Raw genomic sequence first — 17115 nt, 5'->3', positions numbered from 1 at the left:
CAGACAGGCGGACAAGATAAAGGGGGGATCGGAGTGGCTTCCAATACAAGTATCATTATCCGGCTCGAGCTGGCCAAAACGCCGAGCTCCTTCACGGCTATCGCCGAGGTGATCGGGCAAGCGGGCGGCGATATAGTCGCCGTCGACATGATTCATGCCGGCAAGGAAACGACCACGAGGGATATTACTGTGAATCTGGTGGGCGTTCTCGCCAAGGACATTACAGACCGGCTGCGGGACGTGCCGGGCGTTTCCTTGATCAACGTATCCGACCCGACTTTTCTGGCCCATCTGGGCGGGAAAATCGAGATGATGCCGAAGATGCCGATCAAGACGCGCGAAGATTTGTCCAAAGTGTATACGCCGGGTGTGGCGAAAGTGTGCTTGGCGATTCAAGACAATCCGGCCAGTGCGTTTTCGCTGACGATCAAGCGCAACACGGTAGCGGTCGTCACCGACGGAACGGCCGTGCTCGGGCTCGGGGACATCGGTCCGGAAGCGGCGATGCCGGTCATGGAGGGCAAGGCGATGCTGTTCAAGCAGCTTGCCGGAGTCGACGCCTTCCCGATCTCACTCGCATCCAAAGACACGGAGGAGCTCATCCGCACGATCAAGCTGCTGTCTCCGGCGTTCGGCGGCATCAATCTGGAAGATATTTCATCGCCGCGCTGTTTCGAGATCGAGGAACGGTTGAAGCGGGAGCTGGATATCCCCGTCTTCCATGACGATCAGCATGGCACGGCTGTCGTCGTTCTGGCCGGGCTACTGAATGCGCTCAAAATCGTCGGCAAGCCGGTCGACGGCATCCGCGTCGTCGTGACGGGAATCGGAGCGGCTGGGGCGGCAATCCTCAAGATGCTGCTGGCGGCAGGCGTCCGGGATGTGATCGCGGTCGACCGCGATGGGGCTTTGTGCCGGGGCGAATCTTATCCGAATCCGATGTGGACCTGGGTCGCGGAGCGAACGAATCCGCAGATGAAGCGAGGCGCTCTGTCGGACGTGATCGAAGGAGCGGACGTCTTTATCGGCGTTTCCCGCAAAGGGGTGCTGAAGGTCGAGGATATCCAAAAGATGGGCCGCGACCCGATCGTCTTTACGATGGCGAACCCCGAGCCAGAGATCGAGCCGGAGCTGGCCGAACCGCATGTGCGGGTCCTCGCGACCGGTCGGAGCGATTATCCGAACCAGATCAACAACGTGCTTTGTTTTCCGGGCATGTTCCGGGGGGCGCTGGATTGCCGGGCCACGGTCATTAATGAGGAAATGAAGCTGGCCGCGGCTTGGGCGATCGCTTCCGCGGTGAGCGACAAAGAGCTGAACGACCAATACATTATTCCGAGCATCTTCAACGACAAGATCGTGCCGCTTATCCGCAAAGCGGTCATCCAGGCGGCGATCGAGACGAACGTAGCCCGTAGAATCCCTCCCGAGTTCCGCGAGGACAACTAGCGGCCGGCTGGAAGACTAGGCGTCGGGTTTGAAGGAAATGGTACAGCATGGAAAACGGCTTCCCGACGGTTAAGGTCGGGGGGCTTTTGTTTGGTTGTGTTGGGTGTGAATTGAGGCATAAGTGGGCCGAAATGACGCTAGGAGTGTGAATGAGGCATAAGTGAGCCGAAGTCACGCTAGGAGTGAGAATGAGGCATACGTCCGCCGAAGTCACGTTAGGTGCTGAATTAGGCATACAACGGCCGAAACCACACTAGGTGCTCTGACTTCCCCATCTCCCGCCGAAGTCATCGAGCTAACGAACCCCATCGCTCTTATTGCGGTAAAAACACCTCTATTCTCATCTAACGAACTCCAGCGGTTTTATGGAGTAAAAACGACGTAGAAATGTGCTCGAGAGGAGGAAATAACGTCTCTGGAGTTCATTACCTTCTCAAACTGCAGCATGTTGACGTAATAAGGGCGTCTGAGTTCGTAAGCTGGCTGCGAGTGCGAATGCAAGTGGGGTGCGAGTGCAGGTGCCAATACGAGTGCGGGTGCAAGCGCGAGTGCAAATGTGCAACTTCAATAGGTGTGGACTTCCCCATCCCCCGCCGAAGTCATCGAGCTAACGAACCCCATCGCTCTTATTGCGGTAAAAACACCACTATTCTCATCTAACGAACTCCAGCGGTCTTATGGAGTAAAAACGACGTAGAAATGTGCTCGAGAGGAGGAAATAACGTCTCTGGAGTTCATTACCTTCTCAAACTGCAGCATGTTGACGTAATAAGGGCGTCTGAGTTCTAACCGCGCCGCGCTGCACGGGCTCGTATCCGAGGACGGCCTCCGCTGGACGATGAAACAGCAGGAGCCGATCATGACGAACGGCGCCTTCGATTCGCAAAATATCGCGTTTTGGGACGCGAACCGCAGCATGTACCGATGCTACAACCGTTACTTTACGCCGGACAAGATCCAGGGCGTCCAAAGCGCTCTGTCGGCCAACTTCGTGGACTGGGAGCCGCAGCAGTTGAACCGCTATGCCGAGGGCGTGCCGTTTGAGCACTTCTACACGAATGCGACGATCTTATGTCCGCAGGCGGAGCATATGTACGTGTCATTTCCGATGAGGTTCATCGAATCGAGGAAAAAAGTGGCGGAGCATCCTTACAACGGGCTAAGCGATGCCGTATTTATGACGAGCCGGGACGGGGTGAACTGGGACCGGACGTTCCTCGAGGGCTGGATTCGGCCGGGTCTAGACCGGCGCAACTGGACGGATCGCAACATGGCGACCGCTTACGGCTGCGTGGAGAGCGATACCGAATTATCATTTTACTTGACGGAAAATTACCGCTGGCAGACGGCCCATTTACACCGGTACGCCGTCCGGAAGCATGGCTTCGCCTCCGTCCATGCCGGATATGAGGAAGGCGAATTCACGACGAGGCCGGTCCGATTTACCGGCAGCCGGTTGTTCCTCAACTACTCGACATCGGTCGCGGGCTCCATCCGGGCCGAAGTGCTGGACGAGCAGGACCGGACGATCGAGAATCTGTCCTTTGCCGATATGGAACCGCTTTACGGAGACGAGCTGCAGGGGGAGGTCACGTGGAAGTCGGGGGCCGGACTTGGTGCGCTTGAAGGAAGGTGCGTCCGCTTCCGGTTCCGTTTGAAGGATGCGGATCTGTTCGTGATGCAAGTCAAGTAACCAGCTAACTAACAAACCAACAAACCAAGAAACCAACAGACCAACAGACCAACAGACCAACAGACCAACAGACCAACAGACCAACAGACCAACAGACCAACAGACCAACAGACCAACAGACCAACTAACCAACAGACCAACAGACCAACTAACCAACAGACCAACTAACCAATTAACCAACTAACCAACTAACCAACTAACTTAACCAACTAACAAGCGATAAATATCAAGCGGTCGCCTCTCACCGGGAGAAGCGGCCGTTTTTTTATTTTGGGAGTAACGTATTAAGTTGTCTGCGAAACGGAACCCCCAGCATAGGGACGGTGGGTAGCCGAATAGAAGCGGTTTGTATCTTCGCTCGCATTCAATGCGCTGCTTCGAGCTGCCGCTACATCGAGTCGCTCCCCCAAAGGTCCGCGAGGTTCTGTACGAGGAAATGCCCGCTCTAATACATGGTCATGCACCGTGGCAGAGGCTTCGTATAAAAGCTTTTCTTCCCCTAACCAGCCAGGGCGGCGAAACGCGAGACGGAGCAATAATTTGCTATCCAATCAAAACAATCTCCTATATTTCGCAGCCGGTGCATTTCGTATAATCCTAGTAAGGAGCAAGATCTTCTCCCCATCGCTGAAGAGAACCGGGCGTGAGGTTCCCCCTCTTCAGCGGCCAGCAATTCTTTACCAAGCCGCGCAATTGTAAGCGATTTCGAAAAAGGCGGGGAAACAAACAAGCTTCCAAATCACACTAAGATATGGAAGTCGGGGGTGGTGTTCACTTTCGAAACGAACATATGTTCGCACATGGGCATTTTGAAGACAAGACTTGCCGCTGTCCGGCACGATGCAGCTCGAACACATTCCATCAGGAGGTCATGACCATGTCATTCAAAGCAATCGGGTCCGCCCTTATGCTCGGCGTAACGGTGGCGGCATTATCCGCATGCGGCGGCGAAAGCCGGCAGCCCGGCACCGCGGAACCCCAGCCCGCCGCCCCGCCCAAGGCGGAGGAAGCGAAAAAGGACCCGATCACGCTGTCCGTCTTCGGACTCGGGGTCAAGGAGGAGGAGTTTAACGACAGGTTCCGAAGCGTGTTGGAGAAAAAGTTTCCGCATATTACGCTGAACTATATCCCGCCGGATAAAGGCAATTCGTTGCCGGAGCTTGTCGCGCGGGGGGAGACGCCCGATCTGATCCGGACCGATGTGCCGAACCTGAAAAACAACTATATCGACCTGAAAATTGCGACGGATCTGAACGAATTCGTCAAATCATCCAATTACGATCTGACCCGGTTCCACGCCCCGTTCATCCAGGAGATGATCGATGCGAGCCAGACGGGCGCTTTGTACGGATTGCCGTACCCGCCCTATTTTCCGATGGTGCTCACTTACAACAAAAGCTTGTTTGATCAGTTCGGCGTTCCCTACCCGAAGGACGGTATGAATTGGGACGAAGTGTTCGAGATCGCCAAAAAAATGAGCAGAGCGGAAGGCGACAAAACGTATCGCGGCTTCAGCGCCAACATCATGTCGATGCTGCGGGATAACCCGTACGGTTATCCGATTCTCGATCCCGCTGCCGACCAGCTGTTCGATGCGGAGAAGTGGAAGCCGCTGTTCAGCAACTTTAAGCGGTTTTACGAGCTGCCGAACAACAAGATCGCGGCGACCCGCCCGGCCGAAATCAACGATGCGTTCAATAAAGGAAATGTGGCGATGCAGGTCAACCAGTACAGCCAATATGCCCCGATTCCGAAAGAAATCGAATGGGATATGGTCGCTTACCCGGTATTGCCGCAGGGCCCGAAGACGCTGACGTGGAGGGGGTCGGCCTACTGGTCCGTTTCCGCGACGAGCAAGCATAAGGAGGAGGCGTTCCAGGTCATCGCCGCCATGGTCTCGGATGAGGTCCAGCTCAGCGACGCGAAAAAAGGAATGCTGCCTACCGTTGTAAACAAATCGATCAGGGACGCATTCGGACAAGACCGGCCGGATCTGAAACCAAAAAACACGAAAGCGCTGTTCTACTACGAGCAATGGTCGCCGTATTCACCGAAACGCAAAGCCGGGTTGGCGAACGTGCCGACGGTCGTCCAGCAGGATTCGATGGCCCAGACGTTCCACGACGTAGCGTCGGAGAAGGTGGATATCAACACCGGACTTCGGCAGCTGGACGAGAAACTGAAGCAGGAGCTGGCGAAGGAGAAGAGTAAGTGACGTAAGCGGAAGCGTCATAATGCAAGCCGCGAGTTGCAGTCGTGCCGTGCGGCGGCGCGGGGAGAGCCGGGATTTGAGCTCGGAGGAAAGGAAAGGGGGCTCGCTGCAGCCGATAAGCCGCCCAATCATTCCGGCTGCTCGGGCAGGCCGGCATTCGGCAGGAGCTTTCCGGCATAAGACGCTTCCCCTCACCGGAACAGCAGCCGTTCATTTCTCGATACGGAGAGCGTGCACCGAGTCGTCGCCCAGGCTGAGGCGGTACTGATTCGGCGTCAAGCCGACGATCGATTTGAAGACGCGGATGAAATAGTTGCTGTTGTCGAACCCTGTCTCGCGTGCGATCGTCTCGATCGATTTGGTCGATTGCGCGAGCTGCGCCGACGCTTTCTCGATGCGGATTTTGCGCAAATATTGCATCGGCTGAATCCCGGTTTTGCTAAGAAATACCCGGCTGAAATGATACTTCGACAGCCCGGCGTTAGCCGCGATATCGTCCAGCGACAGCGGTGCGGCGTATTGGGACTGGATATAGCGGATCGCGATCCGGACCGGCTCGGGCGAATCTTTGAACTCTACAATATCGTAGCCTTCGGAGATGCGGTTCAGCTCCATGACGAACCGGTAGAGCTGGGATGAGACGTAATATTTGTCGAGCTCGGTATCGTTGTAGATGAGCGAGTACAGCTCGCTGATGTAGCGGATCGGCTCCAGGTGCTGCTCGAACGAGACGACCGGACCGAACCGCTCGATCAACGACAGCCAGTGGCGGATAGCGTCCTCGCCGCGTACGGCAATAAACAGAAACTCCCAATGGCCGAACGATTCGTCGAAGTAGTACAGATGATCGCTCGGCAGCGTGCAGAGGAAGCCGCAATGCTTCGGCACGGCATATTCGCGGTCGCCGTAGCGGATCGCTCCCTGACCGGACAGCGTGAACTGGAAGATAGCGCTTTCACCGTCGGGCCGCTGAATACCGTCCCAGCGATAACTCGGCGAAGTGATATATTCCCAGCCGATGCCGCCTAGGCGCATGCTTAATGTCGATGGGGTAAGGTAGCGGTACTGAAAACGCTTGCGGCTGCATGACTCATGCGGGAACAGCACTAGTTCCACCTCGCTTCCGGGAATTTGCTATTTTCATCAATATTATAGCAAATGTGACAGCGAATATAAGATTGAATTTTCATAGAAGGATAGAGTAAAAAACAACATACACATATATTTTCGGAGGGAATGGAACATGAACAAAATGACGTTTATCGGGGCGGGCAGCGTGGCGTTCGCCAAAAATGTGCTGGGCGATTGCATGCTGGTGGAATCGCTGCAGCAATTCGAGTTCGCTTTGTTCGACATCGATGCGGAAAGGCTGAAGGGCGCCGACCGGATGCTGAATCATTTGATCGTCAAGCTGGGATCCGGCTGCACCGTCAAATCGTACGGCGACCGGAAGGAAGCGCTCCGCGGGGCGAAATACGTCATCAACACGATCCAGGTCGGGGGTTACGACCCGTGCACGATCACCGATTTCGAAGTGCCGAACAAATACGGCCTGCGTCAGACGATCGCCGATACGGTCGGAATCGGCGGCATTTTCCGCAATTTGCGCACGATTCCGGTGATGCTCGGCATCGCCCGGGATATTCAGGAAGTGTGTCCGGACGCTTTGTTTTTCAACTACACGAATCCGATGGCGGTATTGACGAATGTGATGAATACGTACGGAGGGGTCAAAACCGTCGGCCTGTGCCACAGCGTTCAGGTGTGCGCGTCCCGGCTGTTGAAGCATCTGGAGATGGACGGGACCGGTGTCCAGTGGAAAATCGCCGGCATCAACCATATGGCGTGGCTGCTCGAAATTACGAGAAACGGCGAAGATTTGTACCCCGAAATTAAGCGCCGCGCCGCCTTAAAGCAGCAGGAAAAACATTTCGACAGAGTCCGGTTCGAGCTGATGCTGCGGTTCGGTTATTACGTAACCGAGTCGTCCGAACATAATGCCGAATACCACCCGTATTTTATCAAGCGGCAGTATCCCGAATTAATCGAGAAGTTCAGCATACCGCTGGACGAATATCCGCGCCGCTGCGTCTGGGCGATCGACCGGTGGAAGACGATGCGCGAGGAGCTAGTCGGCAACAAGGAGCTGACGCATACACGTTCCAACGAGTACATCTCGTACATTCTGGATGCGATCGAGACCGACGTTCCGTTCAAATTCGGGGGCAATGTGATGAATACCGGGCTGATCACGAATCTGCCCCGCGAAGCGTGCGTCGAAGTAGCCTGCATCGCCGATTCGGGCGGAGTGACGCCGACGTATGTCGGAGATTTGCCGCCGCAATGCGCCGCGCTGAACCGGACGAACATCAATACCCAGCTGCTGACGATCGAAGCGGCAATAACGCTCAAGAAGGAGCATATTTATCAGGCGGCCCTGCTGGACCCGCATACGTCCGCGGAGCTGTCGATCGACGAGATCGTGGCGATGTGCGACGAGCTGATCGAGCGGCATGGCGGTTGGCTGCCGGCCTATCATTAATCCGGGGACGGACCGGGGATACCGGCTGATCGGAACCCGCGTCAATAGGAGCCGGGTTCCTGTCTCCATTTAGAACCATGCTGCCGGCGATCCGGAGTGCGACTTTCGGGCAGCCCGGAGAATCCGCACAGCGGCACAGTGATCCAGACGCCGCCGCGTTCGGCGCCGCCGGCGCCGGTCACCAATCAAATCAATTGATTTACCAGTACGTACCGTTAGGGAGGAAACAGCAAGATGACCATGTACGAATTTCAAATGAACGATTCGTTTATCGTAGATAAGCCGGAAGGGGACCGCATGTGCGCCTTTCCCGCGGCGGCCTCGTTTCAAGTGGACAACGGAGGCCGCTCCCATACGAGGCTGTTCGTGTTTTACAGCCAGACGAAAGACGACGCCCATGTCCCCCCGTCGGTGGGGGTGCGGATCTCCGACGATTTGGGGCGGACCTGGCCGGTCTACCAGTCCCACGAGTGGTTTCCGATCTCGCTCGTGCAGCTGGCCGGCGGAGCGATCGGAGGGCCGTCGTTCGTCACCGAGATGATCGGCGGGGACATCTCGAACGAGCAGCGGGTCCGGTGGGTGCAGTCCGCCGACGGCGGGGAGACGTGGACGACGACGGCCGGGAAGCTGGTCGCCCCGGAGCCGATGAAATGTATCGTAGCCGGCTCGGGCAGGGGCGGGTTCGCTTTTACATGGGTGATGGATATGGGGAGCGGTGTGCTTGGAGCTGCGCTGTACGGTTACTTCGCCGCCGATACGAAGTACCGGACCGTATGGGCGCAGTCGACGGACGGAGGCATTCATTGGAACATCGTGTCTACGATCGCCTACGATCCGGAGGTCGGGCCCGAAGGGTACTGCGAGCCGGCTGTTGCGAGAACGTCGGACGGCTCGCTGCTGTGCGTGATGCGAATCGGCAGCAACAAGCCGCTGTACCAGTCCCGCTCGGCGGACGACGGACTGACGTGGAGCGTGCCGGAGCGGCTGCCGGGACAGGAAGAGGAGCATACGCACAGCGTACTGCCGGCGCTTCGGCTGCTCCCGGACGGGATGCTCGTGCTCAGCTATGGCAGGCCGAATACGCGGCTGCTGCTGTCGGCGGACGGGACGGGAGAGCGCTGGACCTCGTTCGCGGAGAACTTCCAGGGCACGACGACCGGTTATACCGGCATCGCCGTAACCGGTGAGCGGCAGTTTTTGCTGACAGGAGACAACGGAGCGAATTGGCACTTCGATTTCTCCAGAGGGTTTCCGAATCCGAACCCGTTCTCGATCTGGGGCAGGCTGGTCGATATTGTTGGGCATAACGGGGACTAACCGGAAGTCGAAGTCCGTACTGCAAATGCGGGGAGTGACCCGGCACGGGTCGCAAGGCTGGCCCAACACCGGGAGAGCCAGCAACGGCGACGGGGTTTTGCTACATATAATCCGGGATCGCTAAATCTTATGAAACGGGAGGCTTGCGGATATGACGGAACAACGCGAACCGATGGAAATGCCGATTGAAGAACACGGGGCTGCCGATCAGCCCAAACGGTTGTCGAGGAGAGCGATGTTGTCCTCGCTCGGGCTGGCGGGAGCGGCGCTGGCCGTAGGAGGCGTTGTGGGCGGCACAACAAGTACGGTGCTTGGAGCGGGAGCCACGGTCACGAATCAAGTCTACGGCTGCGGAGCGCAAGGCCCGAACGGACTGGACTGCTGCTTGTCCGTCACGATTGGCGAGCTGCGTTCCACGATCGTGCCGGAAGAGGGGCGCGTCTACTACGTCACCGACGACAAACGCGCCGGTCCTTTCGTCTACGTGCCGGGGGATACGGCTTCCGCCGACAACGGCGGTACGGTGCTGGTTTCGTCCGCGGGCGCCCGCTTCAAGCGATTGTTCGACGGGCCGCTGAACGTCAGATGGTTCGGGGCCAAGGGGGACGGCGTCACCGACGACGGTCCGGCGATCCAGAGCGCGATCGATGCCGGCGGAGCGAGGAGCCATATTTATTTTCCGCAGGGGTCGTACCGGATTACCGCAACGCTGAACGTGAATCATCCCGAGGTGACGCTGTTCTCCGACTTCAAGGCGGAGTACACCCCGCGTATTCTCTGCACCGTGCCGGGAATCTGGATGATCCGGGCCAAGAATTACTCGTTATGCATGAAGGGCATCCAGCTGGACGGAGACGGCGTTCCGGGGCAAAGCCCGTTCGTACCGACCGTAAACGGCGTCCTGATCGACCGTTCCGACGGCTCGGGGGCCGAGACGCTGTCCAATCTGGACGCGGACATCCAGTTTTGCGGGTTTTTCAAGCTGAACGACTGCATCCGCTGCGTCGGCCGCAACGTCTTTTTCAATTACAACATTTTCTCGAACAGCGTGAACGGCGTTATCGTCGACCCATACACGAACGCGCACTGCCGGGGATACCGGTTCGTCCAGAACCGGTTCCATTCGATGGGCGGAGGAGGATCGGCGCTTGCCCCGGGGGCGGAATCCTGGTGCATCCGGTTTACGTCGATCCGGGCGTTCGGCAACCAAGTGATCGGCAACATGTCCGATTTCGGCAAAGGTTTTTATCAGGGGCCGGTCGACAGCAGCGTAATTAACGACAATCAGATCTACGGCTGCTTCGGCGACGGCATCCGCATCGTCCATTCCGAAGGCGGCACGATCGCTTACCAGCAAAGCTACGAGATCTGCAACAACCTGATCGCGGCTTCGCAAAATTTGAATTGGAGCAAGCCGGTCAGCGACGCCACCCCCCAGATGAGTTACGGCATCGTGGCGGAAGGGGCTTTGCTGCAAAACGGCTGCATTGCCGGCAACGTCATCACCTATCCGAAAAAAGACGGCATCCGCTTCGCCAACCTGGCCCAGTCCATGGTGCAAAACAATTACATCATGTCCCCCAACAAGCGGGCAGATATCGACGGCTCCCTGTACAGCGGCATCTCGATCGGGGCCGGCGCGCAAAATCTGGTGTCCGGCAACATGATCCGCACGACCGTACCGAACGGGGCGGCGCACAAACACGGCATTTACAATGCGTCGGCGAATTCCCGGCTGATCGATAATTACGGCTTCAACCAGTCGGGCGACTTTATCGTCAACACGGCTCCGGACACGACCGACGTCATCGAGCCGGGCATACCGAAATATGCGGAAACGTACAAGCGCAATGCAGCCTCCGATACGTTCGGGATGAAGCTGTATACGCACAACGCGTCCGCCCAGAAAACGCTGTATGCCGAAATGGTGGCGATGCAGCAAAGCTCGTCGGCTGGGGCGGAGAAAGCCGATCTACTGTTCAATGCGCTGTCGAACGGGGCGATGAAACCGCTCATGCGTGCGTCCTGGCAAGGCGCTTTGTCCGTCGGGGACAGGACCGGCAAGGAGACGCTGCAGAACGGCTATGTCAACGCCAAGGCGCTGAACGGCGAATTTATTTCGTTGATCCCGAGTGCGGCGGCGGCCATTCCGAACGGGTCGATCTTTATCGACTGGGCGGATTCGAAGCTGAAATTCAAAGACGGCAGCGGCGCGATCGTTGCTTTGTCCTGAGTAAGGGGAGCGGCATTGCCGCCGGAGCGGAGCAGGCTGGGATCAGCGCAGGGACCGAGGAGACGTTATATTTGTGCGGCTTGGCGCCATAGGTTGGATAACCGTCTGGGGGCAGCGCAGGGACCGAGGAGACCTTATTTGTGCCGCTCGGTGACCGAGCTTGGACAGCCGTGTTTGATCGGTTGCCAAGCGCCAGGTGATTGAGCGCTGTACGGAAAGTAAGGCGTTTGGTCGACAGCTATGCAGCTCCTCTTTCGGATCGTCAGGTCAGCCGGACTTATGCGGCTGGCCTTTTTGCATTTGTGCATTCCCAGCTCATGGGGAGGATGGACGGATAGACTGGTAGATAGATACGAAGATAGATTGGTAGATAGAGCCGAATATGAGCAGCAGCTTGCTCACGGATTACATCGGTTACGGGAGAAGCGGTTTGCAACGCTTATTATCCGCGAAAACGAAGCTGACCTCACCAGTCGGTCGAAATAAGGGTTACAAACCGCCTTTATTCGCTCCAGATTTCCCGATAGGCCGACTATAGCGGGCGCTAAAGACTCTTATCTCATTCTAGAGTCAGCAGAGGAAGCTTAGCATTAAATTGCGCCTGACTGCCGGCCGATCTCCAGCGACGATGACCGGATCGCCGGAATGTCAGTCTCATGATGCGCAAAATAGTTCCATCCGATCAAAACATCGTGCTATTGTCGGAAGGTGCTGCAACGTCTATCGTTAAAAGTGTCGACAGGTAAGCTGCAATTGCAGAAAACACGGTTTGGTATCCAGGTGAAAAAACGAGGGAGAGTCACACATTCATGTTTTTGTTCGATCAACAAACATCGTCGCTTCAATTTGAAGGTGTGCCGGATATCGCACTGCGCGGGCTGTCCGTTCAGGCGATGGTCGCAGGGGAGCCGGCGGTTGCGCTGACGCTGACGGACGTGCAGCTGTGCCGGACGAATGAGAACGAAGACGGCGTCGAAGAAGCCCGCGTAAGCGCAGACACGGTTGGTGACGGCGACGAAGCACGTACAATTGCCGACGCAACTGGCTGCGTCGAAGAAGCCCGCGTAAGCGCAGACACGGCCGGCGACTGTGCAGAAACCCGCACAAGCGCGGACGCAACCGACCGTGGCAATGGAACTGGCGAAGGCGCCGCGCGGCCGGACTCCGGCGAATACCGGCTCACGTTCGGCAGCGTGGACGGAGCGATTGCCGCACGGCTCGTTCTGCGGCAGCGCGGGGCCTTTCTGGCGGTGCATGTGGAAGCGTCGATCCGCAATCAGACGGCCTATCACGCCCAGCGGACATTCGCCACCGAAGGGGGAATCCGCCTAACGTTCCGGGAGCTGTCCGGCCTGCAAGGGCTGCTTGCCGCCGCGAGGCACAAGGAATGGTGGACGCGTCCTCACTTCGATCCGGATCTACGGCGGCTGCCGCCCCGCATGCAATCGCTGCTGTGGAAAACCGGCGCAGGTTACGGGTATATGCTGCCGCTGTGCGACGAGCTGTACCGGACCGATCTGGCCGGCTCCGAAGGCGGGCTGACCGTGCTCGTCTCCTCCGGCGAGGCCGGGCACGAGACGATCCGTACGGCCGCTCTCGTGCTCGGAGCGGATACCGATCCGTTCCGGCTGGCCTCCGCCGCCGCGGACGAAGGGTTTGCCGCGCGCCACAAGGGGGGAAGTCCGCGAACGCGCAAAGCCTACCCGGACATCTTGGAATATGTCGGCTGGTGCAGCTGGGACGCCTTTTATGCCGATGTGGACGAAAAAGGGCTGATGGAAAAGGCGGCGGAGCTTCGCCGGCTCGGCCTGCCGGTCCGCTGGTTTATGATCGACGACGGCTGGTCGGAGGTGAAGGAGCGGAAGCTGGCCGCATTCGGGGCGGATAAACGAAAATTTCCCGGCGGTCTCGCCCGCACCGTAAGCCGGCTGAAGCGGGACCACGGCATCCGCTGGGTCGGAGCCTGGCACAATATCGCCGGTTACTGGGGCGGCATCGATCCGGAGGGCGAAGCGCACGCGGAAGCAAGACCGTATGTGCACCGGACGCGCAGCGGCCGATGGATTCCTCACCCGGATGCGGCTTTAAATTTCGGCTTTTGGAATATGTGGCACTCGAAGCTCAAGAGGCAAGGAATCGATTTCGTCAAGGTGGACAATCAAAGCTCGCTGTACGCCTACATGGGCGGCGAACGGTCGATCGCGGCCACCGCTCATGCCGTTCATACCGGACTGGAAGCGTCGGCCGCCCTTCATTTCGGAGGCTGTGTCATCAACTGCATGGGGATGGCTTCCGAGAACGTATGGCATCGTCCGTTGTCGTCCGTCTCGCGAAGCAGCAACGACTTTTTGCCGAAAATCGCCGACGGGTTCGGGGAGCACGCGCTGCAAAACGCATACAACTCGGTCTACCACGGCCCGTTTTATTGGGGCGACTGGGATATGTTCTGGACGGGGCATCACGACGCGGTTCCGCATATGACGCTGCGCGCCGTAAGCGGAGGACCGGTCTACTTCAGCGACGGCCCGGGGCAGACGGTGCCGGATATCATTCGCCCGCTTATTTACGGAGACGGCAAAATCATCCGCTGCGACCGGATCGGCCAGCCGACGGAGGAATGGCTGACTGTCGATCCGCTCATAACGCCGCAAGCTTTTAAAGTATGGAATATGGCAGGGGGAGCCGGCATCGTGGCCGCTTTTCACGTCTACAACGGCCGGTGCGCCGTCGAAGGCCGCGTCGGCCCGGGAGATATCCCGCTGCTGGAAGGATCGTCGTATATTGCGTTCGATTCGTTCCGGAAGAAGGCGTACCGCCTGCAAGCGGGCGAGTCGATTCCGGTCCGGCTGTCGCCGCTTGAGGCCGAGCTGTATGTGATCGTCCCGGTGACCGGCGAGTTCACGGCCATCGGCTTAACTGACAAGCTCGTAGCTTCCGACGCCGTGCTTAGCGCCGAATACGACGAGGAAACCGCGACCGTCCGGCTGAAGGACGGAGGGACGTTTGCGTTCGTCTCGGAGAGGAAACCGGCGGCCGCTTTCGTAAACGAAAAGCCTGCGGTGATCGAGGAGGACGAGGACATGTCCGTCCTATACACGATCGTCTGCCCGGCGGCGGACGGAGAGCCGGGACGCGAAGTGACCGTACGGATCGAGTATGGACCGGATGCCGCTGCGGCTATAGAGCGCTAGCACCCGCTCACTTCTCGATCCGCAGCGAGTGCGTCGATAAAGAGCTGCAGCTTTGGCGGTACTCGTTAGGCGTCATCCCGACCAACTGTTTGAAGATGCGGATGAAGTAATTGCTGCTCTCGAAGCCGGTTTCGCGGGCGATCGCCTCCACCGTTTTGCCGGTTTGGGTAAGCAGCGCCGAAGCTTTCTCGATGCGGATTTTGCGCAAATACACCATCGGCTGCAGCCCGGTTTTCGCATGAAACGTCCGGCTGAAATGGTATCGGGACATCCCTGCGCAAGAGGCCAGCTCATCCAGCGACAGCGGCAGGGCGTATTGGGACTGCATCAGCTGGATCGCCCGCCGGATCGGTTCAGGCGTATGCCCCGGCAGTACGATATGGCGCCCTTCGGCCATCCGCTGCATCTCCATCACGAACCGGTACAGCTCGGCGGAGATGGCGAACTTGTCGAACTGCTGGTCGTTATTGTAGACAAGGGAGTACAGTCTGCTGATGCATAGAAGCGGCTCCGGCTGGTCCTGGAACGAGATGACGGGGCCGAACCACTGAATAAGCGAATTCCAGTGCCGGAGCGCATCTCCTCCTTGTACGGCGATAAACATAAACTCCCAATCTCCGTCGTTTTCGTCGAAATAATAGATATGATCGCCCGGCACGGTACACAAAAACCCGCAATCTTTCGGCACGAAGTATTCCCGGTTCCGGTACCGGATAATTCCTTGCCCGGACAACGTAAATTGGAAGATGGCCCCGTCTTCGGCCTGCCGCTTCAAGCCGTCCCACCGGTACGAGGAGGAGTTGACGTATTCCCAGCCGATGGCGAGCAGGCGGAGGCTGTCGGACATCGGGGTCAAATAGCGGGTATAAAACGACCGTGGAGTCAGCGATTCATGAGGGAAGCGCAATATCGTTCACCTTTTCCGAAAAATTCAGAGTTCTATTATCCCTCATTGTAACGGATATCGGCAATATGGCAATATAGATTCAGTGAATTGAAAGCGGTTCCGAATGTATACGGAAATATAGGCGTAGCGACAGCAAAATAATGGAATGTACGTCGAACACCACACTCTGCACAAATGAAAGGGAGAGGTCGATGAATAAACGAAACAAGTATGTGCTGATTCCTTTGTCCGGATTGCTGCTGCTTGGGGCGGCATGCTCGGACGGAGGCAAGCAGGGCGGGCAAGCCGGAGAGGTTAAACCCGAAACGAAGCAGGAAACGGCGGTAAACAAGGAGCCGATCGAGCTCGTCTTTTACGACGGGGTATCGGATTATACTGAAGAACGGTTTATGAAGGAAATCGGCGAGCCGATCAAGAAAAAGTTTCCGCATATTACGCCGAAGTTCTCGCCGTTTACGAAGCTGACGCAAGTCCAGGATTTAATCTCGGCGGGCCAGCCGCCCGATGTCATCTTCGCTTCCAGCGGCATGTTTAACGACGTAGTCAACAAATACAGCATGCAAACCGACATTACGCCGCTGATCGAGAAATACAAATACGACCTGAAAAAGATCGATCCGGTGTCCGTAGACATGATGAAGGAAACGTCCAAAGGCGGCATGTATGCGCTTCCTACCTTGATGTCCCCGTCGCCGATATACTACAACAAAGATCTGTTCGATAAATTCGGCGTGCCGTATCCGAAGGACAACATGACATGGGACGATTTGTACGAGCTGGCGAAAAAACTGACCCGGAAGGACGGGGCGCAGCCGTATTACGGATTCATGGTCTCCTTCCAGCATCTGATGGTGCGCAACCAGTTTTCGCTCGATCTCGTCGATCCGGCGAAGGAGGAAACTTCGTTCGCGGATGAAAGATGGAACAAGATGGTGGCGAACATCTCCCGGTTTTACGAGCTGGACGGCGTAGAGCCGAACGCGCAGAAGATGGGAGCGGCTCATCAGCGCGTTTTGTTTACGAAGGAGAAGTCACTGGCCATGTGGATGCCGGTCAGTACGCTTCTGACAGGTGCCGAGCTGGAAGGGATGAATTGGGATATGGCGGCGTTCCCAGAGTTTAAGGAGCTGCCTGGCACCGGTCCGCAGCCTTATCCGATCTCCTTCTATATCACGACCACGAACAAGCATAAGGACGCCACGTTCGAGGTGATCGCTTATCTCGCCTCGGAGGAATACCAGCTGCCGATGGTGAAGCAGGGTCAATTCCCGACAGCGCTCGCAAGCGACCTGCTGCGCAATTCGTTCGGACAGGACACGGCCATGTACAAAGGGAAAAATATTAAGGCGATGCTGCCCGCGAAATATGCGAAAGCTTCGGCGTTTACGAAGTTCAACAACTTGTCCCGCAACCAGCTGCAGGCGGTACTGGAAGCCAACGTATTGCAGAAAAAAGATATCAATACCGCGCTGCGCGAGGCGGCTGAACGGACGAATGCGGCGATCAAGGCGGAGAAGGCGAAGTAAAAGTAAACCCAGTAACTCGCGATCCGGCTAGCTTACGGTTTCATG

General features: G+C 57.3%; 10 protein-coding genes. 8 read left to right on the top strand and 2 right to left on the bottom strand.

The window, feature by feature from the left end; all coding sequences use genetic code 11:
• Positions 1-33: 33 nt before the first annotated feature.
• The 3 genes from PV433_RS26295 to PV433_RS26285 all read left to right on the top strand — a co-directional run bounded on the left by PV433_RS26295 (position 34) and on the right by PV433_RS26285 (position 5357).
• A complete protein-coding gene (locus tag PV433_RS26295; protein WP_332075002.1) occupies positions 34-1449 on the top strand; it encodes an NAD-dependent malic enzyme in 1416 nt (471 codons plus the stop codon).
• 838 nt (positions 1450-2287) lie between these two features.
• Complete coding sequence (locus PV433_RS26290) at positions 2288-3142, top strand: hypothetical protein (protein ID WP_332075001.1); 855 nt, start codon at positions 2288-2290, stop codon at positions 3140-3142.
• 877 nt (positions 3143-4019) lie between these two features.
• The gene (locus PV433_RS26285; RefSeq protein ID WP_332075000.1) at positions 4020-5357 is read left to right on the top strand and encodes an ABC transporter substrate-binding protein; all 1338 of its coding nucleotides are present in this window, start codon (positions 4020-4022) and stop codon (positions 5355-5357) included.
• Positions 5358-5564: 207 nt separating this feature from the next.
• On the opposite strand, the gene PV433_RS26280 is transcribed toward PV433_RS26285, so the two are convergent.
• Positions 5565-6470 (bottom strand): AraC family transcriptional regulator, encoded by a 906-nt coding sequence (locus PV433_RS26280; RefSeq protein ID WP_332074999.1) that lies wholly within the window; start codon positions 6468-6470, stop codon positions 5565-5567.
• A gap of 127 nt (positions 6471-6597) precedes the next feature.
• On the opposite strand from PV433_RS26280, the gene PV433_RS26275 reads away from it, so the two are divergent.
• The 4 genes from PV433_RS26275 to PV433_RS26260 all read left to right on the top strand — a co-directional run bounded on the left by PV433_RS26275 (position 6598) and on the right by PV433_RS26260 (position 14637).
• Positions 6598-7896: an alpha-glucosidase/alpha-galactosidase gene (locus tag PV433_RS26275; protein ID WP_332074998.1), complete on the top strand. Its 1299-nt coding sequence runs from the start codon at positions 6598-6600 to the stop codon at positions 7894-7896.
• 234 nt (positions 7897-8130) lie between these two features.
• Positions 8131-9213 (top strand): sialidase family protein, encoded by a 1083-nt coding sequence (locus PV433_RS26270; RefSeq protein WP_332074997.1) that lies wholly within the window; start codon positions 8131-8133, stop codon positions 9211-9213.
• Positions 9214-9364: 151 nt separating this feature from the next.
• Positions 9365-11446: a glycosyl hydrolase family 28-related protein gene (locus tag PV433_RS26265; RefSeq protein ID WP_332074996.1), complete on the top strand. Its 2082-nt coding sequence runs from the start codon at positions 9365-9367 to the stop codon at positions 11444-11446.
• Positions 11447-12255: 809 nt separating this feature from the next.
• On the top strand, positions 12256-14637 hold the full coding sequence (locus tag PV433_RS26260; RefSeq protein WP_332074995.1) for a Sip1-related alpha-galactosidase: 2382 nt from the start codon (positions 12256-12258) through the stop codon (positions 14635-14637).
• Between the two features lie 7 nt (positions 14638-14644).
• On the opposite strand, the gene PV433_RS26255 is transcribed toward PV433_RS26260, so the two are convergent.
• On the bottom strand, positions 14645-15544 hold the full coding sequence (locus tag PV433_RS26255) for an AraC family transcriptional regulator (RefSeq protein ID WP_332074993.1): 900 nt from the start codon (positions 15542-15544) through the stop codon (positions 14645-14647).
• A gap of 191 nt (positions 15545-15735) precedes the next feature.
• On the opposite strand from PV433_RS26255, the gene PV433_RS26250 reads away from it, so the two are divergent.
• Positions 15736-17070, top strand: a complete 1335-nt coding sequence (locus tag PV433_RS26250) for an ABC transporter substrate-binding protein (protein WP_332074992.1) — start codon at positions 15736-15738, stop codon at positions 17068-17070.
• The last annotated feature ends 45 nt before the right edge of the window (positions 17071-17115 follow it).

Source organism: Paenibacillus sp. GYB004 (assembly GCF_036577605.1).
Taxonomy (GTDB): domain Bacteria; phylum Bacillota; class Bacilli; order Paenibacillales; family NBRC-103111; genus Paenibacillus_AB; species Paenibacillus_AB oceani.
The sequence above is the reverse complement of the archived record's forward strand: the minus strand, read 5'-3'. Positions and strand labels throughout refer to the sequence as shown.